The 25,239-nt window shown below is 46.4% G+C and carries 24 protein-coding genes; 9 read left to right on the top strand and 15 right to left on the bottom strand.

The annotated features are described in order from the left end of the window. Nucleotides 1–169 precede the first annotated feature (169 nt). The 3 genes from pflA to adhE all read right to left on the bottom strand — a co-directional run bounded on the left by pflA (nt 170) and on the right by adhE (nt 6,607). Nucleotides 170–922 (bottom strand): pyruvate formate-lyase-activating protein, encoded by a 753-nt coding sequence (gene pflA / locus HW560_RS16715; protein WP_179263986.1) that lies wholly within the window; start codon nt 920–922, stop codon nt 170–172. 83 nt (nt 923–1,005) lie between these two features. Continuing rightward, nucleotides 1,006–3,264: a formate C-acetyltransferase gene (pflB, locus tag HW560_RS16710; protein ID WP_090900876.1), complete on the bottom strand. Its 2,259-nt coding sequence runs from the start codon at nt 3,262–3,264 to the stop codon at nt 1,006–1,008. A 730-nt stretch (nt 3,265–3,994) separates the two neighbouring features. Beyond that, on the bottom strand, nt 3,995–6,607 hold the full coding sequence (adhE, locus tag HW560_RS16705) for a bifunctional acetaldehyde-CoA/alcohol dehydrogenase (RefSeq protein WP_090900879.1): 2,613 nt from the start codon (nt 6,605–6,607) through the stop codon (nt 3,995–3,997). A gap of 431 nt (nt 6,608–7,038) precedes the next feature. Between adhE and HW560_RS16700 the strand changes: the two genes are divergently transcribed. Next, nucleotides 7,039–7,755 (top strand): Crp/Fnr family transcriptional regulator, encoded by a 717-nt coding sequence (locus tag HW560_RS16700; protein WP_076291848.1) that lies wholly within the window; start codon nt 7,039–7,041, stop codon nt 7,753–7,755. A gap of 82 nt (nt 7,756–7,837) precedes the next feature. Here HW560_RS16700 and HW560_RS16695 read toward each other — a convergent pair whose 3' ends face one another. The 8 genes from HW560_RS16695 to HW560_RS16660 form a co-directional block, all read right to left on the bottom strand. After that, nucleotides 7,838–8,551, bottom strand: a complete 714-nt coding sequence (locus HW560_RS16695) for a hypothetical protein (protein WP_090900882.1) — start codon at nt 8,549–8,551, stop codon at nt 7,838–7,840. A 197-nt stretch (nt 8,552–8,748) separates the two neighbouring features. Continuing rightward, complete coding sequence (locus tag HW560_RS16690) at nt 8,749–9,483, bottom strand: hypothetical protein (protein WP_090900885.1); 735 nt, start codon at nt 9,481–9,483, stop codon at nt 8,749–8,751. A gap of 167 nt (nt 9,484–9,650) precedes the next feature. Beyond that, the gene (locus HW560_RS16685; RefSeq protein WP_148661829.1) at nt 9,651–9,947 is read right to left on the bottom strand and encodes a winged helix-turn-helix transcriptional regulator; all 297 of its coding nucleotides are present in this window, start codon (nt 9,945–9,947) and stop codon (nt 9,651–9,653) included. Nucleotides 9,948–10,289: 342 nt separating this feature from the next. Next, on the bottom strand, nt 10,290–11,018 hold the full coding sequence (locus HW560_RS16680; protein ID WP_090900888.1) for a ThuA domain-containing protein: 729 nt from the start codon (nt 11,016–11,018) through the stop codon (nt 10,290–10,292). A gap of 24 nt (nt 11,019–11,042) precedes the next feature. Next, entirely contained in the window at nt 11,043–12,011 is a 969-nt protein-coding gene (locus tag HW560_RS16675; protein WP_024631039.1) for a sugar phosphate isomerase/epimerase family protein, read from the bottom strand. A 180-nt stretch (nt 12,012–12,191) separates the two neighbouring features. Continuing rightward, complete coding sequence (locus HW560_RS16670) at nt 12,192–13,274, bottom strand: Gfo/Idh/MocA family protein (protein WP_109998569.1); 1,083 nt, start codon at nt 13,272–13,274, stop codon at nt 12,192–12,194. Next, entirely contained in the window at nt 13,267–14,031 is a 765-nt protein-coding gene (locus HW560_RS16665) for a sugar phosphate isomerase/epimerase family protein (protein WP_090900894.1), read from the bottom strand. The genes HW560_RS16670 and HW560_RS16665 overlap by 8 nt, the downstream gene beginning before the upstream one ends. Before the next feature lie 28 nt (nt 14,032–14,059). Further along, complete coding sequence (locus HW560_RS16660; RefSeq protein ID WP_179263984.1) at nt 14,060–15,172, bottom strand: Gfo/Idh/MocA family protein; 1,113 nt, start codon at nt 15,170–15,172, stop codon at nt 14,060–14,062. Nucleotides 15,173–15,360: 188 nt separating this feature from the next. On the opposite strand from HW560_RS16660, the gene HW560_RS16655 reads away from it, so the two are divergent. After that, nucleotides 15,361–16,179 (top strand): AraC family transcriptional regulator, encoded by an 819-nt coding sequence (locus tag HW560_RS16655; RefSeq protein WP_179263982.1) that lies wholly within the window; start codon nt 15,361–15,363, stop codon nt 16,177–16,179. 41 nt (nt 16,180–16,220) lie between these two features. Here the strand turns inward: HW560_RS16655 and HW560_RS16650 are convergent, their stop codons facing one another. Together HW560_RS16650 and HW560_RS16645 are read right to left on the bottom strand one after the other, a co-directional pair. Beyond that, a complete protein-coding gene (locus HW560_RS16650; protein ID WP_090900900.1) occupies nt 16,221–16,535 on the bottom strand; it encodes a hypothetical protein in 315 nt (104 codons plus the stop codon). Nucleotides 16,536–16,618: 83 nt separating this feature from the next. Continuing rightward, the gene (locus HW560_RS16645; RefSeq protein ID WP_179263980.1) at nt 16,619–17,557 is read right to left on the bottom strand and encodes a Gfo/Idh/MocA family protein; all 939 of its coding nucleotides are present in this window, start codon (nt 17,555–17,557) and stop codon (nt 16,619–16,621) included. 200 nt (nt 17,558–17,757) lie between these two features. On the opposite strand from HW560_RS16645, the gene HW560_RS16640 reads away from it, so the two are divergent. From HW560_RS16640 to HW560_RS16625, 4 genes are all read left to right on the top strand, one after another. Then, entirely contained in the window at nt 17,758–18,369 is a 612-nt protein-coding gene (locus tag HW560_RS16640) for a TVP38/TMEM64 family protein (protein WP_179263978.1), read from the top strand. A gap of 128 nt (nt 18,370–18,497) precedes the next feature. After that, entirely contained in the window at nt 18,498–19,460 is a 963-nt protein-coding gene (msrA, locus tag HW560_RS16635; protein ID WP_090900909.1) for a peptide-methionine (S)-S-oxide reductase MsrA, read from the top strand. Nucleotides 19,461–19,657: 197 nt separating this feature from the next. Next, on the top strand, nt 19,658–19,861 hold the full coding sequence (locus HW560_RS16630; RefSeq protein ID WP_090900912.1) for a helix-turn-helix transcriptional regulator: 204 nt from the start codon (nt 19,658–19,660) through the stop codon (nt 19,859–19,861). Next, nucleotides 19,861–20,259: a hypothetical protein gene (locus HW560_RS16625; protein WP_090900915.1), complete on the top strand. Its 399-nt coding sequence runs from the start codon at nt 19,861–19,863 to the stop codon at nt 20,257–20,259. Before HW560_RS16630 ends, HW560_RS16625 begins: the two co-directional genes overlap by 1 nt. Nucleotides 20,260–20,297: 38 nt before the next feature. Here HW560_RS16625 and HW560_RS16620 read toward each other — a convergent pair whose 3' ends face one another. Next, complete coding sequence (locus HW560_RS16620) at nt 20,298–21,098, bottom strand: lipid II flippase Amj family protein (protein WP_179263976.1); 801 nt, start codon at nt 21,096–21,098, stop codon at nt 20,298–20,300. 227 nt (nt 21,099–21,325) lie between these two features. On the opposite strand from HW560_RS16620, the gene HW560_RS16615 reads away from it, so the two are divergent. Beyond that, nucleotides 21,326–21,796: a DUF2188 domain-containing protein gene (locus HW560_RS16615; protein WP_090900920.1), complete on the top strand. Its 471-nt coding sequence runs from the start codon at nt 21,326–21,328 to the stop codon at nt 21,794–21,796. 209 nt (nt 21,797–22,005) lie between these two features. Here the strand turns inward: HW560_RS16615 and HW560_RS16610 are convergent, their stop codons facing one another. Beyond that, nucleotides 22,006–22,728, bottom strand: a complete 723-nt coding sequence (locus HW560_RS16610; protein WP_053784366.1) for a YitT family protein — start codon at nt 22,726–22,728, stop codon at nt 22,006–22,008. Between the two features lie 953 nt (nt 22,729–23,681). Between HW560_RS16610 and HW560_RS16605 the strand changes: the two genes are divergently transcribed. Beyond that, complete coding sequence (locus HW560_RS16605) at nt 23,682–24,719, top strand: nucleotide-binding protein (protein WP_109998579.1); 1,038 nt, start codon at nt 23,682–23,684, stop codon at nt 24,717–24,719. Further along, entirely contained in the window at nt 24,716–24,949 is a 234-nt protein-coding gene (locus tag HW560_RS16600; protein WP_063565650.1) for a hypothetical protein, read from the top strand. Before HW560_RS16605 ends, HW560_RS16600 begins: the two co-directional genes overlap by 4 nt. Nucleotides 24,950–25,239: the final 290 nt, after the last annotated feature.

Below are 25,239 nucleotides of genomic sequence, written 5' to 3'. Positions count from 1 at the left end.
TATAAAAAGTTGTAGCTTACATCGTAAGGATGACAATTCATCAATGGAGGGATAAAATCCTTCACTGGACAAATAATCATGCATTTACAATCGATAACAGCAAAAAAACAGCCCCTGCGAAACATGTTCGCAAAGACTGCTTGGTTGGAAGAACTGTATACAACTGTAGTTACTTTTTGGAGCAAGTCATACCCGCTGTTTCCGCACGACCTTGTTCAATCAAACGATACGCCCGCTGCACTTCCTCATCACTTGGAGAAGGAACGCCATCCAGCGGATAGGCCTTCCCCATCGCCTGCCATTTGTAAATACCCATCTGATGATAAGGCAGGATTTCGAACTTCTCGACTCCATTTAGCGTTCCAATAAACCGCCCCAGATTGAGCAAGTCTTCTTCCTCATTGTGAATCCCTGGCACATACACGTGGCGAATCCACATTTTTCGTCCATTGTCCGATAACCACTGTGCGGTGCGCAATGTTCTCTCGTTGGATTTGCCTGTCAGCTTGATATGTTTCTCATCATTGATGTGCTTCAGATCCAACAAAACCAGGTCTGTGTTATCCAACAAATCATGAATCCGATCAGGTTCATTAAAACCGTTGCTGTCCAGCGTAGTATGCAATCCCCAGCGGCGTTTCGCTTCTTTGAAAACTTCTGCTACAAAATGAGCCTGTAATGTTGGCTCCCCACCGGATACCGTAAGTCCTCCGCCGGAACTGCGATAGTAGGACAGGTATGGCTCGATTTCAGCCAATACCTCCTCCACGCTCATTTCCCTGCCACCATCCAGTGCCCATGTATCCGGATTGTGACAATACTGGCATTTGAGCAGACATCCTTGCATAAAAAGCACGAAGCGGATGCCTGGGCCGTCAACCGTCCCGAAAGTTTCGAGTGAATGAATATGTCCATTAACCATGCTGCCTCTTCCTTTCTGTATCGCATCCGCTGTGCGTTTAATATGAAGATTCTTCTCCTTTGAACCGTTAAGTTAAGCCTGAGTTACATCGAACCGTGGAAGGTCCGGTTAATGACATCGAGTTGTTGCTCACGTGTCAGTTTGATGAAGTTAACCGCGTAACCGGATACCCGTACTGTCAGCTGCGGATAGTTTTCCGGGTGATCCATCGCGTCAATCAACTGCTGACGATCAAATACGTTCACGTTCAGATGGTGTGCCCCTTGACCAAAGTAACCGTCCATCATGGCAACCAGATTGGATTTACGTGTGTCTGACTCTTTTCCGAGTGCTTTAGGCACGATGGAGAATGTATTAGAGATCCCGTCAAGGCTGTGTTCGTACGGCAGTTTGGCTACTGAGCCAAGGGATGCCAGTGCACCTTTTTTGTCACGACCATGCATTGGGTTCGCTCCTGGTGCAAACGGTTCGCCTGCTTTACGGCCATCCGGTGTTGTACCTGTTTTCTTGCCGTAAACCACGTTCGATGTGATCGTCAGTACAGACTGTGTTGGGATCGCATTACGATACGCTTTGTGTTTGCGAATCATGCCCATGAAGCTTTCAACCAATTCAACAGCGATGCTGTCGACACTGTCCTCATTGTTACCGTAACAAGGGAATTCACCTTCAATTTCAAAATCAATTGCGATGCCTTGTTCGTTGCGGATCGGTTTAACTTTGGCATATTTGATTGCACTCAGAGAGTCTGCTGCAACCGAGAGACCAGCGATACCACAAGCCATCGTACGTACGATATCGCGGTCATGCAGGGCCATTTCAATACGCTCATAGCTGTATTTGTCATGCATGTAGTGAATAACGTTGAGTGAGTTCATATACAGTTTGGCGAGCCATTCCATCATCGGTTTGAAACGTTTCATCACTTCATTGTAATCCAGCACTTCGCTTGTAATCGCCGGATATTCAGGTCCAACCTGTGCTCCCGATTTCTCGTCACGACCACCATTGATTGCATACAGCAATGCTTTTGCGAGGTTGGCACGAGCGCCGAAGAACTGCATTTGTTTCCCGATCTTCATCGCAGATACGCAGCAAGCAATACCATAATCGTCTCCGTAGATCGGACGCATCAGATCATCATTTTCATACTGGATGGAACTCGTTTCGATGGATACTTTGGTACAGTATTGTTTGAACGCTTCCGGAAGCTTGGTGGACCAAAGTACCGTAAGGTTCGGCTCAGGTGCAGGACCAAGGTTGTTCAGGGTGTGCAGGAAACGGAAGCTGTTTTTCGTAACACGGGTCTCTCCATTTACGGACATGCCACCGATGGATTCCGTTACCCATGTTGGGTCTCCACTGAACAATTCATTATAATCCGGTGTACGCAGGAATTTGACGATCCGCAGTTTCATAACAAAATGGTCAACCAGTTCTTGAGCCTGTTCTTCAGTTAGCAAACCTTCTTGCAAATCACGTTCGATGTAAATATCAAGGAACGAAGAAACACGTCCCAAGGACATCGCCGCACCGTTTTGCTCTTTGATCGCAGCCAGGTAACCAAAGTAGAGCCATTGGAACGCTTCTTTCGCGGTTGTGGCTGGCAAGGAAATATCGAAACCGTGCATTTCACCCAGTTGTTTCAATTCTTGCAATGCACGAATCTGTTCGGACAGTTCTTCACGCAGGCGAATGACATCTTCATCAATCACGTCGACTTCAAGTGCATTCAGTTCGCCTTTTTTATTTCGAATCAGGAAGTCCACACCATACAGAGCTACCCGGCGATAGTCACCGATGATCCGGCCACGGCCGTAAGCATCAGGCAGACCGGTAATAATCCCTGCTTTACGTGCTGCACGCATTTCAGATGTGTAAGCATCAAATACGCCCTGGTTATGTGTTTTGCGGATGTTCGTAAATATATCAATGACGCCTTGAGGCATTTCAAAACCATAAGCTTCACAAGCATCAATCATCATGCGAATTCCACCGAATGGCTGAATGGAACGTTTGAATGGAGCATCTGTTTGAACACCAACAATCTGCTCTTTGGATTTATCCAGATAACCTGGTTGGTGAGAAACAATCGTCGCTGGCGTATTTACGTCAACATCGAGTACCCCGCCGTTATCGCGCTCTTTTTTGGTCAGATCAGAAACGATATCCCATAACTCTTTCGTATTCTGAGTTGCACCTGCAAGAAATGCTTCGTCGCCATAGTAAGGTGATAAGTTGCGTGCCAGAAAATCATTCACATCTACGGATTTCGTCCATGTTCCTTTGGTAAAGTTTCTCCAACCTGTTTGTTGTTTGACATCTTTTTCGATCACCGACATAGTAATCCCTCCACAAATTTGGATTTCCGGACACATGACAGGATGCTTCACTCGTCTCATCTGTGCCCAGAGCCGCGATTAATGTGATAAATTTCACATGTAAACCGGAACATGTTCTCTCTACTTGGGAACCGGAACCGCGGATGAATGTTTTTCTTACATTTTCAGTATACGTCTTCGTTCTTTCATCATCTGTGATTTTTATCACAAAGTTTGTGACCATCCTCACTTCACCTGTGCTGTATCAAGTTGAACCCTAAATTATTCACACTTATCCACTGCGCGGGCAGAACAACTTCCGATCGCTGTTCAAATCCGATTTCCCGGATTGAACAATATAATTTGAACGAAAGGATATGTACACTAGCCACTCCGAGGATAGAACAACCTTCCGATCGCTGTTACCCCCAGATTTTGTTGATTCCCTTTATAAAAGGTAAAATCCGGGGATAAAGGCGAGCGCTATCGCTTCTTCAGGTTTTTTCTCTCCTCTCCGTTATCGTGTACATGTATGGTCCAAACTATATAGCATAGAAGGTTGAAATCGTGCTTAAAAGCGAACGCTTCGCTTCTTCAGTTTTTTCTGCCCTCTCCGTTATGGTGTGACTACCTGGTTCTAAAAGTAACATCACGAATTCCGTGTAACCTTTTACAGAAAAGACGGCAATCGGGGCTCCCCTTTCGGGGAACCCTGACTATACCTGCCTAAATCCTGCTGCTGCTTTAGTTGTTATTCAAACTTGCCGTAGAAAGCATTGCGGTATACATCTGCCAGTTCAGTCACCAGCGGCAGTTTTGGATTGGCTGTTGTACATTGGTCCTCGAATGCGCGGTCTGCCAGATAATCGACATGTGCCTCAAAGTCTTTGGCATCGAATCCGATTTCCTGGAACGACTCTTCAATCCCCAATGTTTTGTTCAGTTTGCGAATGGCATTGATGAGGCTGGTAACCCCTTCTTCTGTCGTACGTGCAGGCAATCCCAGAATGCGGGCAATTTCGGCATAACGCTCATCTGCCACAAAGTGCGAATATTTCGGGAACGATGCAAACTTCGTCGGTTTTTTCGCATTGTAGCGAATGACGTGTGGCATCAGGATCGCATTGGTACGTCCATGTGCGGTGTGGTACTGACCACCCCATTTGTGTGCCAAGCTGTGGTTAATGCCCAGGAATGCGTTGGCAAAAGCCATACCGGCAATCGTCGAAGCATTATGCATTTTCTCACGAGCCAATTTGTCACCTTGCAGCGCCGATTGCTCGAGATACTGGAATACCAGTTGAATCGCTTTGATCGCGAGTCCATCCGTGTAATCATTCGCCATGACGGATACATATGCTTCGATGGCGTGAGTCAATACGTCCATACCTGTATCCGCAACAGCGGTTCTAGGCAGAGAGTATACGAATTCCGGGTCTACGATGGCTACGTCTGGTGTTAACTCGTAGTCTGCCAGTGGATATTTCGTATTGCCTTGATTTTTGTCCGTGATGACCGCGAACGATGTTACTTCCGAACCTGTGCCCGAGGTTGTCGGGATCGCTACGAATTTCGCTTTCACGCCGAGACGTGGATATTTGTAAATCCGTTTGCGGATATCCATGAATTTTTGCTTCAAATCGTTGAAATCTGTGTCAGGATATTCATAGAACAGCCACATCGCTTTGGCAGCATCCATCGGTGATCCCCCGCCGAGTGCGATAATGCAGTCTGGCTGGAAGCGGCGCATCATTTCCGTACCGCGGTCTACCGTTGTTGTGGACGGATCGGGTTCGACATCAGAGAACACTTCAATCGCTACCGGCATTTGACGTTGACGCAGATAGTGCTCCACTTTTTCTACATAGCCGAGTTTGACCATCATCGCATCCGTAATAATGGCTACGCGTGTGATGTCCGGCATTTTGGCAAGATACTGTGTTGCACCTTTTTCGAAGTAGACTTTATTCGGCACTTTGAACCACTGCATATTCACGGTACGGCGAGCCACCCTTTTCACGTTGATTAAGTTCACAGCGGTTACGTTGGAAGAAGTCGAGTTACGTCCATACGATCCGCAGCCCAATGTCAGTGACGGCATGTTGGTGTTGTAGATGTCACCGATGGCGCCGTGTGTGGATGGAGAATTGACGATAATCCGGCCGGTTTGCAGGCGATCTGCGAATTTGCCAATGACTTCTTCGTTCGTCGAATGAATAACGGAGGAGTGACCCATGCCGCCAAAAGCAACCACTTCCGCTGCGCGCTCAATCCCTTCAGCTGCCGTTTTCACTTTGTAGCAAGCCAGTACTGGACTTAGTTTCTCAGCCGACAATGGGAACTTCGTGCCTACCCCTTCTATCTCGGCTACGAGAATTTTGGTGCCAGCAGGGACCTCGATACCGCACATTTGCGCAATACTGACTGCAGATTGACCAACAATCGCCGGGTTCACCGCACATTTCTCAGCATTAATCGCACCTGCGGTCAATTTTGCGGCCTCATCCTTGTTCACGAAGTAACAGCCGTTCGCGATCATTTTCTTTTTCACCTGATCGAAGATCGGTTCTTCGATAATGACTGCTTGCTCGGAGGCACAGATCATGCCGTTATCGAACGATTTGGACAAAATCAAATCCGTTACCGCTTGATTGATATCTGCGCTTTTCTCAATAAAGCAAGGTACGTTCCCTGGCCCTACGCCCAGTGCCGGTTTACCACAGCTGTATGCCGCCCGCACCATGCCTGATCCGCCTGTTGCCAGAATGAGCGCCACATCGTTATGATTCATCAGCGCGTTTGTGCGATCCATGGAAGGATCATCAATCCACTGGATACAATCCGCTGGAGCACCATGCTTCACCGCAGCATCAAGCAGGATTTTGGCAGCTTCCCGGCTACAGTTCTGTGCAGATGGGTGGAAACCGAAGATGATCGGGTTACGCGTTTTGATGGAAATCAGTGCTTTGAACATCGTGGTGGATGTTGGATTGGTTACCGGGGTAATCCCCATGATGATACCGACAGGCTCCGCAATTTTCTGGAAGCTTTCGTATTCGTTATCTTCAATAACCCCTACTGTTTTGTCATATTTGATGCTATGATACACATATTCGGTTGCAAATATATTTTTGGTGATTTTATCCTCATACACACCCCGGCCTGTTTCTTCCACGGCCATCTTGGCGAGCATCATATGTTTGTCCAGACCTGCCAGCGCCATCGCTTGCACGATGCGGTCAATCTGTTTCTGATCCATGGACATGAATGCTGCATGTGCTTTATTCGCTTTGTCAATTAACGTTTGAATATACTGACCTGCTGTCGGTTCTTTTACTGGGGCGACTTCGTTCTTTACAGCCATCTCCCTCATCCTCCTAAAGGTTTCGTATTGGTTTGTCTCTCTTCTTTACATTCACATCGTATCATGGGGAAAGAGTTAATTATGTGATTTTTTTCACAAAGTATAACAAATTTAATTTAAGTTTTTTACTGTCTTTCACTTAGCCATTTACACTTCCTATTTAAACTATAGGGCTGTCAGATTCATCCTCCCCTTCCGAAAGTGAATTTAATCACAATGTTTGAAATTTCGCCATTTTTGCCCCCTTTCCATGCCCCTCAAACAGCAAGATAAGGTATATACTGAACTTAAAAATTGAACCACCGCAATTTGTACCGTCCTTCCCGGCCGAGAGATGACCCTGATCAGGACGGCAACGGTTTGCGGCGAACCACGGGGGCCAGTCCAAGCTGCAGAAGGCCGCCCGATGGACACAAAGGGGAGATAGACTTATGAGAGAACAACTGAGTGTACTGGAAAAACGCGGAAATACCAACTGTTTCTCGGAAGCGAATTTCAACCATCTGCTCGTAACGATGAAGGACAGAACCTATCCGGAAGGCACCCATCTGTATTGGGAAGGAGATGTCTCTGACAAACTTTATTATATGAAACGGGGCCGTGCTCAGATCACCAAATCCACGGATGAAGGCAAAGAACTGATTATGTACATGTATCAATCCGGAGATATGATTGGGCAGGCTGATCCGTTCTTCGGATCGAAACACAGCTTTTCGGCGGAAGTACTGGAGGACAGTGAGATCGGTGTACTGGAGCATAAAGACCTGGAGATGCTGATCTGCCAGCATTGTGACTTTGCGATAGACTTTATGAAATGGATGGGTATTCATCACCGGTTAACCCAAACCAAATTCCGTGATCTGATGTTATATGGCAAACCGGGCGCTCTCTGCTCCACGCTAATTCGATTGTCCAATTCCTATGGCGAGCCTCATGGAGAGCATGTCATGATTCATAAAAAAATAACACACACAGATCTGTCCAATATGATTGGAGCAACCCGTGAAAGTGTCAACCGTATGTTAAGCGATCTGCGTAAAAAAGACGCCATAGAATACGACAACGGCATGATTGTCATCAAGGATCTGCACATGCTCCAGGGCATCTGTCACTGTGAACTGTGTCCTAACGAGATTTGCCGAATCTGACGCTTTCCCCGTCTGATATTCACCTGATATGCAGATAAAAAAAAGCCCTTCTTCCGAGACGAAGATTGGGCTTTTGTTATGCTTAAGATACAGTAGTCAACTCCAGCTTTACTGCATCACGAGGATTCAACTTCATGTCCAAACCGTTTTCCATCAGTTCCTTGTCATTCACCATGATCATCCAGCGTTGGTTCATCCGGGGAGTCACATTTTCGACTGAAACGACAAATTTGTTGTTCTCCGACATTCTCACAATGCCACTGGACTTTAATACATCACGCACCGTACATTCCTGAACATACACCCCGGCATATTGACGATTGAGATTCGGCATAATATTTCCACCGCTCACCTTGAGCAATGTTGTTTGATAAACAACATCGTCTCCCCCACTGTCAGCGGCTTTTACATATATGATCACTTCATCTTTGACATGAAGCTCCATATCCCAATTTTCCGGGTCAATATCCTTGCCATTCAGTTTGACTGCCCAGCTAAGTGAGGAGTCCAGCGAAACTTCCCCTACGGATTGGATCCGCTTGCCATCTGCTGTAAAATCGACAAGTCCACTGTTCAACAGTGCTTTCTTGAGCGTCAGACCTTCACTAAAATCTCTCTTAATGGACTTCGTTGCGTCAGGCAAAAAGGTACTGCCATCCACTGCCACAGTAATTGTATTCTGCGATTCGGTCTCTTTGACGATTGGCTGTTCGGAAGGCTGTGTCTCGCTACACCCGGCTAATATAACCAGAATAAGCAGACATATACCTATGTAACCGGGGATTCTCTTCTTCATGTAGGTAACACCACCCTGCGTAAAATCATTCACCCTGTTGTCCATAACCTCTATTATGGCACAAAATTCATGCAAAAAAAGTGTCAATGCCGTTACTTTTCATCCAGCAGCGTCCATAACTGGTTTGTACAGCACAAAGAGCCTGCAAGCAGGCCCTTTGGCTCCTAATTATCATTAAGGTCTTTGGAGTAGCATCGTTACTGGACACAAGCCTGCATGTAGGTACGGCCTCCGTCTCCATCCTTCAGATACGGATTGAGCCCAAAGAACTGTTCCTCCGACACATAAACGCCTGTCAGCAAACGCCCTTCAAGTAAACCACCGTCCACCTGCACACAGAACGAAGGTGCATCCACATATTCCTGATAGAGCGGAATCTGACCAGATGACTGGTGTACCTTGGATACCTTGCCCTGCTCATGCAGCGGTCGTTCGGAGAAATAGGTAGGTACAATATAACGGGCAATCACATCCAGCTCCTGCACAGTGTAGAAGGTGTCATCACCCAGCCAGGGCGCAAACAGGCGGATCTTCTCATACTGTGACCATACAATCGCCTGAATCAGCATCTCCGCTTGAACAAAACGACCTTCGCCCACATCCAGATACATACGTTCTTCATGAAGGGTGGCTTCAGCCTGACCCCCGTTGGAATCGGGTTGTCTCAATTCACATCCGATACACTTCCAGCCTCTTGCTGTCTGAATCCATTTTTGCAGCACCGCCGGAGCCGTTCCCTGACCATTGCTATTCGTAGAATGAGTCTTCTCTCCTGCAACATCATCATCCTTAACCGACGGGGAATATGAAGTTCGTTTAAATAGCTCCGCAGCTTTTTTGTAGATTAAATGTACCTGGATGGATGCGCTCTCAAGTTCTGCAATATCTTGCTTGCCGTAGCGTACTTCACGGGATAAGCTTTCTTCTCTCATGACAAGTGGCCTCCTCGCTCCGGCCGCCTGCGGCCATTTTATTTACAATTATACTACAACTCGCGACAACATGTGCAGAACCCTGAAGACAAAAACTCCTGATTTCCACTGGAAACCAAGAGCCTTTATGCCAACAGTTCCTTTAGTTTGAGCCGGGGAAGCTGTTACTACTCAACCCACTGCTCTGCCCAGTCTTGAATTTGATTCATAACGGGCTGTAGCGCCTTGCCTTTCTCTGTCAGTTCATATTCAATACGAACTGGCGTCTCCGGATAGACATGACGGATCAGAATTCCTTCGCTTTCCAGATCTTTCATCCGTTCTGACAACATCTTATCACTCATCGATGGAATCAGGTTGGAGATATCCTTGAATCGCTTCGAACCACTCATCAACGTTTGAATAATCAGACCGTTCCAGCGCTTACCCAAGAAAGAAAACGCCGTCTCAAAGCGCGGACACATCCGCAGATCTTGGCCTTCCACATTAATCACCTCTTTAGAGATCACTCAACTTACGTTTAGTTAGTATATTTCATAATAACATATTTAAGTCTCAAAGAAAACGTCTGCCGCTAAAAAGTTAAAATTTTAGAGGCATAACCCAACTTCGATGATACAACTCAGTATACATCACATGGGACAGCGGAACCATGGGAAAATATCGTCTAACTCCCATGTAGCTATCTTACCCAAAAAGTTCCTTTTATTAACCAAAAAAACCTTGCTGCCTCAGTCATACTTGACTTGGAGAAAGGTTCTTTGGTATATCATTTATTTTATGCGTTCACACAGCCAATTTGCAGCTTAAACCAGCACGTTACCAAGTGATCTTACAGGTTCGCTGAAGCCATATTCCGGCTTAACGTTACGCGTAGGATATGCCCACTTCACACCATTGCTGATCACTTTTAAAATTTCCGGATTGTAGAAGGTCGGGTATGTTTCATGACCTGGACGGAAATAGAAGATTTTTCCCGAACCGCGGAGGAACGTACATCCGCTCCGGAATACCTCTCCGCCTTGGAAATTGCTTACAAACACCAGCTCATCCGGCACTGGAATATCGAAGAATTCCCCGTACATCTCTTCTTTTTCCAGAATTATTTTGCTATTGATGCCCTCAGCAATTGGATGAGACGGATTCACACACCAGATAATCTCCTGCTCATTGGCTTCACGCCATTTCAGATCACAACTTGTGCCCATCAGCGCTTTGAATGGCTTAGAGAAGTGACCAGAGTGCAGCACAATCAACCCCATACCATCCAGGACCCGCTGTGCAACCTTCTGTGTAATCTCGTCGCTCACACGATCATGCGCCATATGTCCCCACCATATAAGCACATCTGTAGAATTCAGCACCTCATCACTTAATCCGTGCTCAGGCTGATCTAGTGTTGCAGTGCGAATGGCGAAGCCTTCGCCTCCCAGTCCGTTTGCCAACGCCATGTGCAAACCGTCAGGGTAGACTTCCCTTACTTCATCGTGAATTTTCTCATGGACAAATTCATTCCAAATGGTGACGTTAATCATATTCAATTTCCCCCTAGTGTAACTCTAAACCCACCACATATCTCCCAGCGGTTCTTCAATCAATACTTGTTGGAGATTTTGCACAGCTTTAGAGAATCCTTCTTCTACCGACATCAGACCATCTTCGTGTTCAATACTTACGACATAATCATATCCAACCAGACGCAGAGCGCTAATAATATCAGCCCAAGTTTTGTTATCGTGACCATAACCGACCGAGCGGAATTGCCAAGCACGATCAAGCATGTTTGTATAATCCTGCATATCTGTTACACCATATTTATTCACGTTAATTGGATCAATAGTTGTATCTTTCGCATGGAAGTGATGAATCGCGCCTTCACGTCCCAGAATGTGGATCGCTTGCACCGGATCAATACCTTGCCACCACATGTGGCTTGGATCCAGGTTGGCGCCAATCACTTCGCCTGCTGCTTCACGCAGTCTCAGCAAGGTCGCTGGTGTATGCACGGAAAATCCACCGTGCAGCTCCAGTCCCACTTTCACATTGTGATCTGCAGCGAACTTGCCCCACTCTGTCCAGTAAGGGATAACTTTGTTGTCCCATTGCCATTTAAGAACTTCCTGGAAGTCATTCGGCCATGGTGCAACAGGCCAGTTCGGATATTTGGCATCCTCATGGTCTCCCGGACAACCAGAGAATGTATTTACAACAGGCACTTCCAGTTTCTCAGCCAGTTCTACTGTCTTAACGAAATCATCGTGGAATCCTTTCGCAATATCCTTTTGTGGATGGAGCGGGTTACCGTGACAGCTCAATGCGCTGATAGTCAGACCACGGGATTCTACTGCATTTTTGAAATTTTTCAATGCTGTTGGATTGCTCAGAAGCTCATCCGGTTTGCAATGAGCATTTCCGGGATGTCCACCAGTTCCGATTTCTACTGCTTTCAAGCCTTTGGATGCAACATAGTCAAGTGCATCCTCCAATTTACGTCCTCCGAATAGTACCAAAAATACGCCGAGTTTCAAGTGCGATTCCTCCCTAGATTAAATATCATATTATTTGCTGGTTTTATGAACAATGAACTGCATAAAAATACCGTTCAGATCACATGATTGTATCGTTATTGTGGAAAATCAAGAGCTATTCTATCCTGAAATTAAACGTAAGAATACTGGTTATTTCATTGGAAATGACATCCGGTCGGTTTAGTCGAAATAAACCGCTTTGCCTGTCTGAGCAGACTCGTAGATCGCTTCAAGAATCTGAGTAACCACGATGGCTTGTTCAGGTTTTACAACTGGATCCTTGTCTTCTATGATCGCTTCAAGCCACATTCTAGCTTCACGATCCGCTTCATTTTCTGCACTACCGGAATAAAAAGCGACTCCGCCTGCGTCCAGATCTACCTTGGTTTCAAACAGACGGCTGCGTTTCTCGCCATTGATACGCAGACCATCCTGCATATCCGCGCCACCTTCTGTTCCACAAAGCAGTGTTTTGGCTTCGCCAAATTCAGCAACGTTCAGCGCCCAGCTGGATTCGATAATAATTGTAGCCCCATTCTCCATCGTCACAAAGCCGAATGCAGAATCCTCTACCTTGAATTGTTCCGGGTCCCACGGCCCAAAAGCATTGGCCGCATTCTCACGTTGACCCAGCTTGTGGAACGTTGATCCCATTACACTCTTCGGTTTGTAATTATCCATCAGCCAAAGAGTCAGGTCCAGCGCATGTGTACCGATATCAATCAACGGTCCTCCACCCTGCTTTTCCTCATCAAGGAACACACCCCAGGTAGGCACAGCACGGCGGCGAAGTGCAATCGCCTTACCGAAATAAATATCGCCCAGCTCGCCTTCTTCACACATTTGTTTCAGGTATTGGCTGTCATTGCGGAATCGGTTCTGATACGCAATGGACAGCTTTTTGCCTGTACGTTGTGCGGCTTCCAGCATAGCTTGCGCTTGTGCAGACGTCTTCGCCATTGGCTTTTCACACATTACATGTTTGCCCGCCTCTAGGGAAGCGACCGTGATCACGGAGTGGGAGTCATTTGGTGTACACACGTGTACCACATCAATGCTCTCATCCTTCAGCATCTCGTGATAATCCGTATATACTTTGGCTCCCTCAGCACCGAATTCGGCTGCTGCCTCCTCTGCACGTTCTTTCACAATGTCGCAGAAAGCGACCATACGGCCCTGAGATTGTTTGGACAGGCTGGGCATATGTTTACCTTTGGCGATTCCGCCACAACCAACGATGGCGATATTAAGTACTTTAGACATGAACAAGTCCTCCATTAGCGGCATATTTTCTAATCCAGTTCATACTGCTCTCGATGCTTTGCAGTGGAGGATTCTGACATACATCCTGTTCCACAACAAGCCACTCGGCTCCCGCCTGATCTGACGCTATAGCTACAGCCCCCAGATCTACCTCGCCTTGGCCGAATTCCACTGTCAGGACTTGGCCTTCTGAACGACGCATGTCTTTCCAGTGAACCAGCGGCAGACGTCCCGCATACTTCGCGATGACTTCCGTTGGCGGGTATCCTGCGGCGTGAGCCCAACACGAATCCAGCTCCACTTGCAGATGGGAAGCGGTTACGGTATCATACATCGCGTATAACGCCGGCTGACCCTCAACCTGCTCTGTAAATTCAAAATCATGATTGTGATACATTAACACCATGTCCTGCGCTGCACACTTTTCACCAATCTCATTGAGGGAAGCAAATACGTTATCCCATTGCCGTTGTTCTTCCGACAGGTAAGGGACAATCAGATTTTTGTTTCCGATGGCTTTGTGATAAGCGATCACCCCATCGAGATCCTCAAGCAGACTATTGTACTGAACATGTGTACCCACAATCTCCAGACCGAATTCATCCAGAATGCCCCTTACTTCTTCAGGACTATGCCCGTAAAAGTTGTGGAACTCAACGCCTTGATATCCAAGCTCTGCAACCTTGGCGAGTGTGCCTTTGAAATCGCGCTCCAGTTCATCACGTACCGTATATAGCTGTAATCCAACCTTCAACATCTACCGGCTCACCTCACTTCGAAATCAATTAGTGTGACTGTACAGCCTCTGACTGATTTTCATCTGTATTGTTTTCTGCTGCTGCTTGATAAGTGCTCTCCAGTTGAATGTGTTTGCCCTCAAGCGAGGAGCGCTGGAACGCATGCATAGCTTCAAGCACATGGTAGGCGAGCTTGCCACTGGCCTTGTGTTCGCGTCCGGCTCGAATGGATTCAACCATTTCGGTAACGCCGATTCCGCGCTCGTTCTGTCTGCTTTCAAAAGCAGGCGTCACTGTCTCCCATGTGTCCTGACCGAATCTGCGCAGCTTCACTTCCCCGTTAAAAAAGTTGGGGTCCGGTATGCTCATCGTGCCTTCGGTACCGTAGATTTCAATCCGTGGCAAATCCGAAGCACCCCGGATATCGAAGCTGGTGATCATTGTTGCAATGGCACCTTCCTCAAAATCAATCGTTCCTGCCAGATGTGTTGGCGTCTGTACTTCAAGAGGTGTACCTTCCTTCGGCCCGGAACCAATAACGCGATCTGTGATCTGTACACCTGCTGAAGAACTGATTCTGCGAATCGGTCCAAGGAGGGTGATCAGCGCGGTCAAATAGTAAGGCCCCATATCGAACATCGGTCCGCCACCAGCGACATAAAAGAACTCCGGATTTGGATGCCAAGCCTCCGGCCCTCCACCCATGAAGAATGACGTTGCCGCAATCGGTTTGCCGATCAGTCCTTCTTCAATAGCCTTGCGGGCAGTCTGAATGCCTGATCCAAGGAACGTATCCGGTGCTGAACCAACATACAATCCTTTTTCCTCAGCCAGTTCAATTACCTTGCGACCATCCTCAAGAGAAATGGCCAACGGTTTCTCGGCATACACATGTTTGCCTGCTTCAAGCACAGCCAGATCAGTCAGGGCATGACTGCCAGGAACCGTGAGGTTTAGCACAAGCTCAATCTCCTTATCTTGCAGCAACTCATCTACATTGTAAACGTTTGCGATATTGAATTCATCAGCTCGTTCTTGTGCCCGTTCACGGATCAAATCCGCAACAGCCACCACTTCAATGAGAGGATTATCTTTTAAATTCTCTAGATAAATGGCGCTAATGTTACCGCAACCAATAATGCCCGCTTTCATTTTCTCCACAGTGATGTTCATCTCCTTATGAATGGTGAGAACCTGTAACTTGCATATTTGTAATTGAAGGTTTTGCGCTTACGTGTTGCACTTGAATTTAATACTATGGTATTCCGTTTCGGCATCAATTAAAATGAATAATATGATCGAAACATGAACTATCTGGTCATAATTTTCAAATTGCAAGGAGTATGCCAATGCCGACTGATTATTCCTGCCAGGTTCTTACAGCAGGCTTCTCGTTTCATCGCAAACCTTATATAGGCTTGCATCCTGAGGGAGTAAAGAATTACTTGATGAGGCTCCAGACGGACGGACGTTGCCGAGCCCGTATAGACGGCGAGATGTCGCTTGTTGATGCGGGTGATCTGCTTCTGTTTAGTCCAGATGAGCCATATGAACTGAGAATAGACAAAGAGCAAAATCCGATGGGCGAACGACTTGTGGAGAGTGGTGATTACCATATTTTCTTCAATGGGGACTGGGTGGATGAGTGGTGGAAACATCACAAGAGGCCGAACCGGATCAAGGTGCAGCTGACCGAAAGCCTGCTTACCCTGTTTCGTCAGCTCGTACTGGAGCAGCGCCGTATTTCCAATCCTTACCCAGAAATCGCCAGTTATTATATGCGAATTCTTTGTCTTGAAGTGGATCGTATGCTCTCGGAGCATCCGACGATTACTAATACCAACTATGTGGCATATGAGATTAAAAGTTACATCGAGGAAAACGCTTCTTCTCTATTCAAGCTTGAAGATATAGCTACCCATATTGGAATCAGTGTTTCAAGGGGAGTTCATCTCTTCAAAGAAGCGTTTGGTAAAAGTATTATGCAATATACACTGGATGTACGACTGAACATGGCCAGGGAACGGATCATTTTTAGTCCAATGACACTCGAACATGTAGCCGAATCTTCCGGCTTTAACAATTATACGTATTTCCACAGGGTATTCCGCTCCCGGTTCGGCATGTCGCCCAAAGAATTCCGCGTCATTCACCGGGAACAGATGTAATCGCTTCATTAATACGTATACGTATTATCCGTAACCGAAACTTATTTGCGCGCGGCAATCGCCTCGGATACAACCATAGCCAGATCTTCATTGCCAAACATGGATAACACGCCCAATACAGTGTCGTCCGGAATGTCACCGGCTTCCTCCTTGGATACAACTAGCTTCAGCACCTGCTGCAAACGCTCGTTGCTCAGTTGTTCCGGGTAGGCTTGCTGGTACATCTCTTCCGGATCAAGTCCATGATTGACACACCACTGGGCAAATACCAGAATCATCATTTCCTCTTCCTGTTTATACGTCTCAATTACAGCTTCCTCAATCTGTTTGTTGCGTTCTTTTTCATATTCATCCATGGTATTATACTTCCTCCAATATCGTTTAATGAATCATTGGTGCGGAAGGCTTCAATCACACTCCCGCACGACCTTCTTCAAGATTAACTGCGGATAAGCTGTTCAGCCAGGTCATGACTGTCCATGACATGACTTGCACTGATGGCACAGTCATCCGGGGTTTCAAGATTTTCCAAAAATTGATCAATCGCTCCCGTGAATCCTCTTCGGGTCAAAATACTTTCCCAGCTGCCAAAGGTTTCCTTGCGTTCTTGAGCACCGCGTTCCTCATACTTCGCTATTTCCATGTTCAGCACTTCTACCGATCTTCCCCCGCCATACAACTCAAGCTTCTCCAGATCCGCTCCTGCTTGGCGTACCATATCGAATCTCCCATATGCCGTTCTGCCCAGCTTGGCTGATCCAGCCGCATGCAACAGTCGGTCCAGGTCATTTTTACGTATCCATTGATGGAGCAGATGCACATTGTGATCCGAATACCATAACATTAGGTCAAGGATATGAATCAGATCATCATAGATGGTTTCCGCAGATGGACGATCCTGAATACCTGTCCGATGTTTAGTAACTGTCAGCGATTCAAAACCCTGTCCAGCCTGCATCCATTCCTTCGCATTTTGATACAACGGTGCAAATCTCCGGTTAAAACCTACCGCCAAAAGAAGACCCTGTGCTTCCGCAAACGCGGTCATTTCTTCCGACTCCCGCAACGTATAAGACAGCGGTTTGTCCACGTATACTGCCAGCCCCCGCTCCAAACATTGCATAACGATGTCAAAATGAGCTTCTGTCGCTGTATGTACAAACACTGCATCCAGATCCCAGGACAACAATTCTTTCATATCCGTTGTTCCATTGTTTAATCTATAAGTATGCTGTATTTCCTTGACCGGCTCGGGAGAACGGTTCATAATCCCCGTAATTTCCACGTTCGCGTGGGCAGTCAACAGCGGCAAATATACTTTGCGCGCAATATCTCCGAGTCCGATGATCGCAGCACGGGTTCGCTTGGTTGTTTCCATTATGATCATTCCACCTTCAGATGAGTTCTATATTTCTACGTCCTATAGTGTAACCCTTCAGACACCAACATGCCAGTGATTGCAGCTAGAACCAGCACGAATTGTCCATCCTTTGGGTGAACGTGGTAAACTTTAGAGAGATAGCAATACGGATTGGGAAACGATAAGCCCTTCCTGGTCTGAAAGGAGCGTTTGGGATTTTGCGAAAATGGTTATGGCTCCTCCTATATGTTTTACTTGCCGGAGTCACGTTTATTTACAGATATGAACTGCTGGCCTGGACCGATCTGCATCAGTCCATACCACTTTTACTCGCCATGGCAATGTTGTTTGCTCTTGTACCCGTAATTCCGTACAAAATCGTCATTATTGCCTTTGGCTATAGTTACGGTACCGCAACAGCAGCCTGGATATGCTGGCTTGGCACTACGCTTGCTGCACTGCTTGTATACACTGGAGCAAGAACGATATTTAGAAATCAGGCCAGATCCTATCTCGAACGCATTCGGGTTTTGAATCGATTCACAACATGGATGGAAGCTCATCCCTTCATGGGTATCATGTCTATGCGACTGCTGCCCATCGTTCCCCAAATGGCGGTTAATATCTATGCAGGCATCACCTACACCCCATTCTGGGTGTTCATGGTTGCGACAGCGATTGGCAAATTGCCTGCTATTTTTGTTTTTGCCTATGCGGGTTCACAAGCAGAATCATCAATCTGGGTGAGCCTGTTAATCCTTTCCGGTTATCTCGTGTTCATGACGATAATATTGTTCTTGTTTCGCTTGCGCTCTCGTAAAAAAGTCTAATTCGGAATAGTCAGACACTGTTCAGATTCATCCTCTTTACGATCCTGCTTGGTTGGCTTGCCAATTCGGGATATAATAGAAGAGTAAGCCAAAATATCATTCTTCATCAGAAATGGAGTGACTATAGCATGGAACAACATACTAGTGAAAAAGCAACTTTTGCAGGCGGGTGCTTCTGGTGTATGGTATCCCCCTTCGAGGAACTACCCGGTATTCATAAGATTGTATCGGGATATACAGGAGGACATACGGAGAACCCAACATATGAGGAGGTCTGCTCGGAAACGACAGGTCACGTAGAGGCCGTTCAAATTACGTTCGACCCTGCCATCTTCCCATATGAGAAACTCGTTGAATTGTTCTGGCAACAGATCGACCCAACGGATACGGGTGGACAATTCCATGACCGTGGATCATCTTATCAGACGGCCATCTTCTATCACAGTGAAGAACAACGCCAGATCGCAGAAGCTTCCAAAGCAGCTTTGGCACAAAGCGGACGTTTTGACAAACCAATCTTCACACCGATTTTGCCAGCGAAAACGTTCTATGAAGCAGAGGAGCATCACCAAGGTTACCATCACAAAAACCCTGCTCACTATAAACGGTACCGTAAAGGTTCTGGACGTGAAGACTTTATCGAACGCAACTGGTCCGGCAAAGTGGATAAAGACGGCCTGAAAGAGCGTCTGACGCCGCTGCAATATGAAGTTACCCAGAACAACGCAACTGAACCTGCGTTTCATAACGAATTCTGGGATCACCATGGTGACGGAATTTACGTGGACATCGTATCCGGTGAGCCACTGTTCAGTTCCACCGACAAATACGATTCCGGCTGCGGCTGGCCAAGCTTCACCCGTCCACTGCGGGACTACAATGTGAAGGAAAAAACGGATCTCAGCCACTTCATGATTCGTACTGAAGTGAGAAGTCGTGAAGGAGATTCCCATCTGGGTCACCTGTTCAACGACGGCCCTGCCGAAGCTGGTGGAATGCGTTATTGCATCAATTCCGCTGCCCTTCGTTTTGTACCCAAAGAAGACCTTGAAAAAGAAGGATATGCCGAATACGCTGTACTGTTTAAATAAGATAAGATAACATTCACATAGAATTACCTTAAAGAGCAGCGGAAATTTTCCGTTGCTCTTTTGGTTGTATATTTTGCCCATTCTCCGCTGGGATGTAAAGAGTTCTTGACATACGAATGATCAGTCATATAAAATCCAGGTGTAAAGAGTTCTTGACACAATTGAGTTCATCGTGCCATGTAAAGTGAGGTTTGTGGATGCAAAATCGGATAAAAGTACTGCGTGAGCTGAAAGACATTTCACAAGGCAAACTTGCCGAACAGTGTGATGTCAGCAGACAGACGATTAATGCTATTGAAAACAACAAGTATGACCCCAGTTTACCACTGGCTTTTGCTATCTCAGAAGCACTGGAGGTCACGATTGAACAGTTATTTATGTATGAGAGGAGAAAATCCTGATGAGGTCAAGAAACTGGATAATAGGAATTACAGGTTTATCGGCACTTCTTGTGCTTGGAATGGTGATATATCGGACAGCTTTTGGGAAATCCGTTGGACTCGGCGAAATGGTAACACTTGGGGCAATCATGATGCTTTTCATGTCAACCGTGACATGGGGAACAAAGGCAGATCAAGATCATGTTCGTGAAGACGAGGAATTGGGTAGAAAAATTACGGAACAGAGCTCGAAGCTGGGGTATTTTCTACTGACATTCTTTATTCTTATCGCTGTTGCTATAGACCATTGGATGCATGAAGAACCCAGTCTTCTGCTTCTCTCCTTACTAGGGCTCTCCATGGTGATCCTACCCTTTCTTGAATGGATTCAGATGCGAAAGTACAGATTATCGGAGTAATTCCGAGATCCTCTTTTGACTTTTGCATTCCTACTCTATCACATCATACTCACAATCCAGCCGATCCAGTAAGCAAATGGAATCAATAACAACTGAGCCAGCAATGTGCCAAATAAACGGGATACAAGCATACAGCCATAAATCTGATTCATTCGATTCAGCCGAATTTCACCACGCAGAGATTTGTCGCTAAGCAGCGAAATACGAGGATCAATCAGGATGGTTAACAAAATGGTCGCTACTCCATTAATGAGTCCGGTGGATTGCGAAGCAGCTACAGCCTGCCCTGGATAAAGATACGCAGCGTACAGACTGGACAGGACTCCAGTCGTATAGATTGCTGTCACCGCTATGTTCAACGTCATAAGACGTCTCGGCATTCCGTTGTGTACCAACAGTTTTGCCATTTTCCATGATGGTGGAGTAATATAATACATCGCGTTTTTGATCTTGCTGCGTTTTAGCAGACCTCGAACCATCGAAGGAATTGATCCTGCCTCCTCAAAATGAACGACCATTCGGGAAGCGAGCTTGACCATCGTTGGAAAACTTATAATCGCCAAGGCTGTTCCAACCGTAGCCGCGCCCATCAGCCAGTGCAGTTGCGCTGCAAAGTGTGGGTTCCCTCCATTCGTCGCTGTATCCACGAGATTGCCTACCATCGGCCCTTGGGCCATATTGGAGGTACGCGACACCAGCAGCAAAATTCCGGACAGGGACAAGGCCAGCGCGATTCTGCGAGTACGCAATCCCCCAAGACGCAGCGCATAGGACAGACTGTCAGCCGCATGAATAAGCATGGTAAATAACATAGGAATGGCTAGGCTCAAACTAAACATATGTAAAACTCCTTATCTATTTCCTAATGTGCTTCTATCTGTACTTTTCAAGCTTGGAAGTATTATACTCCTCATCCACATAAAAGTATAGAAAAGCACTAAGAATTTGAACGGTATAATGCACCAAAACTATACCATCCGCTTAAGGGTTCTCCACAAATAATCGTTTATTCATCCGGGTAAAGGGTAATATACAAATAACTTATATTGTACAGGAGGGAATCAATATGCCGTGGAACAAACAGGATTATCCCGTTTCCATGAAAAATCTGGAGCCTCGTGTCAGAGATAAGGCCATTGAAATCGCCAATGCACTGCTGGATGACGGTTACGAGGAAGGACGCTCCATTGCAATCGCTACTGCCAAAGCGGAAGAATGGGATGAGAATCATCCCACATCGAAAAGTTCGAAGCAGACTACCAAATCTTCATCAGACAGCAAATCGGACCATGGAAAATCTTCCTCTCCACGCCGTCATTCCGAACCTGTCTCTTCTTCCAAAAGCCATGATAATATTCATGTCGTTCCTACCGATTCAGGCTGGGCCATCAAGGAAGAAGGTCAATCCAAATCTCTGGCTACGTTCCGAACCAAAGCAGAGGCTGTAGATGCTGCCAAAGAAAAGAGTGAAAAACAGAACATTCGAGCTATTATCCATAATGAAGATGGACAAATTGCCTCTTCCATCAAGCCTTGAGTGATCTGTTCTAAAACTTGAGTAAATCTGTTCTAAAATAGGATATATCGTAAATGTACACGTCAATTTTTTACTTAAGGCAAGCAAAAAAGCCCTTTCGCCGCTAATGGAATAATTCCCATCAAGCATGCAAAAGGGCTTTGTGTTTGGTATGAGGCAAGCCCACCTTACTCGAACAACATTCATTACGAATAGGGGGATCTTTACGTTTAATGCGAAACCCCTCTAGCCACCGGAGCTCGTTGTGAGGCACCGCTGACTACTTTGGCTGCAGTCGATACAGGCAGCTTCACAGCTGAGGTCGTAACTGTCCGGCGAGCCGGGAAACTGACCATGTACGTAATGACTTTACTGGCAATCCATACGGCCAGAATGGTATATAAAGTTTCTTTTACCGGTAGAAAGAAAAGCGACAATCCGAGTACAAACGCATCGCTGACAAAGAAAACCGTTCCCAGCTTCCAGCCCTTCCAACGGCTAATGAGCACCGCCAGAATGTCATCTCCACCTGTCGCGCCTCCGAATCGAAGCACCATACCAGCTCCCACGCCCGTGATAACACCGGACAGGACTGCCGGAATCCACAGATTACCGTGAAACGGAATGACCAGGGTGGAGTACCGCTCAAACCCGTCATAGAACAATGAGAATGCGGCCACACCCAGCAGCGCCTGAATCATGAACTTCCAGCCCTTGATGAACCAGGCCAGAATCATGACTGGAATATCCAGCAGCAGCATACCGATCGCAGGTGATAAGCCTGTCGCGTACTTTCCAAGCAGGGCCAGACCGACAAATCCGCCCTCCGATAAATGATTCTGAAAATTAATGTGATAGTAGGCAAATGCCAAAATAAATGTTCCGAGCAGCATAATGGCGAACTTTCCCGCCTCTGTCTTAACTTGTTGTAAGGTTAACGATGTTCTCTTCATTCAGGTTCCCTCGCAGTTTGTAAAGGTTGGTTTGCACCGACCGTACCCTGCAAAAGGCAAGCCTGGAAGAAATCATCGTATTTGTCCTTCGAATAGTATTCATTCCAATCCCCTCTTTCGCAGAGTCAGCCGTTTTTTTTCTTTACGGTGATGTACTCTACAAGGGGCGCTAAGTGTAAGAGAGATCGTAACGTTTCCAGATCGTCCTTGGGGAGATTATCCTTCGGGAACTCATGGTATCCTGATCCTTTCTATCTGTTGGTGGTTAGCTGTGCCAATTAAACTGATGAATATTACACCTTGCATAAGACCATATAAACTTTACACTTAACCACTTCGATTGCAGTACCCTCTTTCGATCGCTGTTATCCCCGGATTTTTTGATTCCCTTTTCCAAAGGAGAAAATTCGTTGAATAGCTTATGCTTTCGAAGCAGCTTTCTTTCAGAAAGCTTTTAGGCGAGCGCTTCGCTTCTCCAGACGGGTTCTGCACTCTACGTTCTCGTGTAAAAATTTAGTTCACCTTATATAGACATGTGTAATGTTCAATTCAGTTTAAAAATCTAAGCTAACTTGCTTGTTCTTCTATTATATAACACCGATGTGATTGGGTCGAAACAGCAGATCCTTCAAAAATGCGCAAAAAGCGCACTCTGGCCTGCTTGAGCCGTCAAACAGCCACACCAGGACAAGCTTCTCTACCTAATGGTGCTACCTGCTCCTTCATTCTATGACTGAAGCTTCCAAATATAACTGTCCAGTCACCCAACTGTGACAATTTGGGTCCATTTTTTATTTTTCCGCGGATTTTAAAGGAATCATTCCCCTCTTGCACATACACTATAGCAGATGTAATCGGCTTTCTTGGTCCAGATAAACGTTTCCAGACTTACTCTGCTGTTTATGGTATAATATAACAATTGATTCCCACTACCGTTTAAGCGAGGCGGATTGATGAAAACGTTAAAGCCAAGAGTCTTTATTGGCTGCTCGCTGGAAGCGAAGCCGATTGCAGCCGCAGTACACGAAAACTTGCGTTTCTCGGCCGAAGTTACCCCTTGGTACTCCGGAGTTTTTAATCCAAGCAGTTATACCATGGACGATCTGGAAACAGAAGTGCGTACGACTGACTTTGCCATTTTTATTTTTCATCCGGATGATATATCTAAAATTCGCGGGAAGTACTATGCCTCTGTCCGTGATAATACAATGCTGGAAATGGGTTTGTTTATGGGTCGGCTAGGACGAAAGCGTATTTTTTTCATTCTCCCTGAAGATATTACGGACATCAAGGATGCCACAAAAGTTGAAGGGCTGCGGATGCCCACCGATCTACTAGGTTTAAATCCGCTGGTTTACGAAATTCGTTCAGATGGGAAATGGGCGCCAGCCGTCTCGGTGGCCTGTTCCAAAATCGCCGACAGCATCGAAGAACAGGGACGATGGAGCGATCCCGAAGTGGAACAAATCATTGAGAAACACAAAAGGTCTGAGGGCGAAGCCCGGTTGCAGTTGCTCAAGCTGCTGCGATTCTTCAGGGAGTTACTGCGTACCCGCAAAGCAGATGCAGTTATGCTGGAGCGAATGAGCGATGCACTTCGAAGTGCATTTGTCTCCCTTCCTCCATTTGCCGTGCGCGGGACTGCCATATACCGTACAGATGACAGTGGTCATATTGAACAATTATGTGGTAATGTTGGGGAACCGGGGAGAAAATATAACTTGTCCGCCAACGACGACAAACCGCCCGATGATCCGAAGCGAATTCTGGTTATTGATTCTTACCTGGAGAACAAAATCAAGATCAATCTCTACGACGACTACCTTGAGAAAGAGTATCTGCTATGCTATCCTGTAGCCAAGAGGTATGTAATCACAGTTCATATTATTGGACATATTGAAGCGGATGAGGCGATATTTCAGCAGATGGATTTGGAGAACCGTCATCTGTTTAACGCCATCAACGATTTGTTAGGAGGCGAACCGGAATGAAACCGGAAACGAAAAAAATAAGCAAGCGCTGGGGCAGCGACAAAAAAGTACGCCTCAGTTCTGCGCCCGAATCATCACGACCGGTTCCGGAACCCAAGGAAGAAGATCGTTTCCACAAACCGGCCGTACCGCTGACTACGATTGGCCCTTCGCTGAAGGGTAAGGAAAGACCTTACAAAGTGATTCTGGAAAAAGAGGCTCTTTATGAGAAGCCTCAGTATCTGGCTTAACCGCTTCATGCTCATATACAACTCTGCCGTCTGGTTCGGCAGATCATCTAGCCCCGCCACCCAAGGCAGGGGCTTTTTTGTTGCAACACTTTCGCATTCCTTCATAACCTTCGCTAGTACCAACGGTCTAAAAGCGCTCTAGCTCTTCATCTCTTCCTCTGATGCATTAAGTCGATTTCTTTATGCCCTTAGGTTTCCTGCAAAACCCAAAAATTATACCTTATTTTGGAGAAGGCTTGTCCCTATTTCACCTCCTCAAATCTCAGCATAAATCGCTTATGGACTGCTTC

Source organism: Paenibacillus sp. E222, assembly GCF_013401555.1.
Taxonomy (GTDB): Bacteria; Bacillota; Bacilli; order Paenibacillales; family Paenibacillaceae; genus Paenibacillus.
Note: the sequence above shows the minus strand (reverse complement) of the source record. Positions and strands in the feature narration are given on the sequence as shown.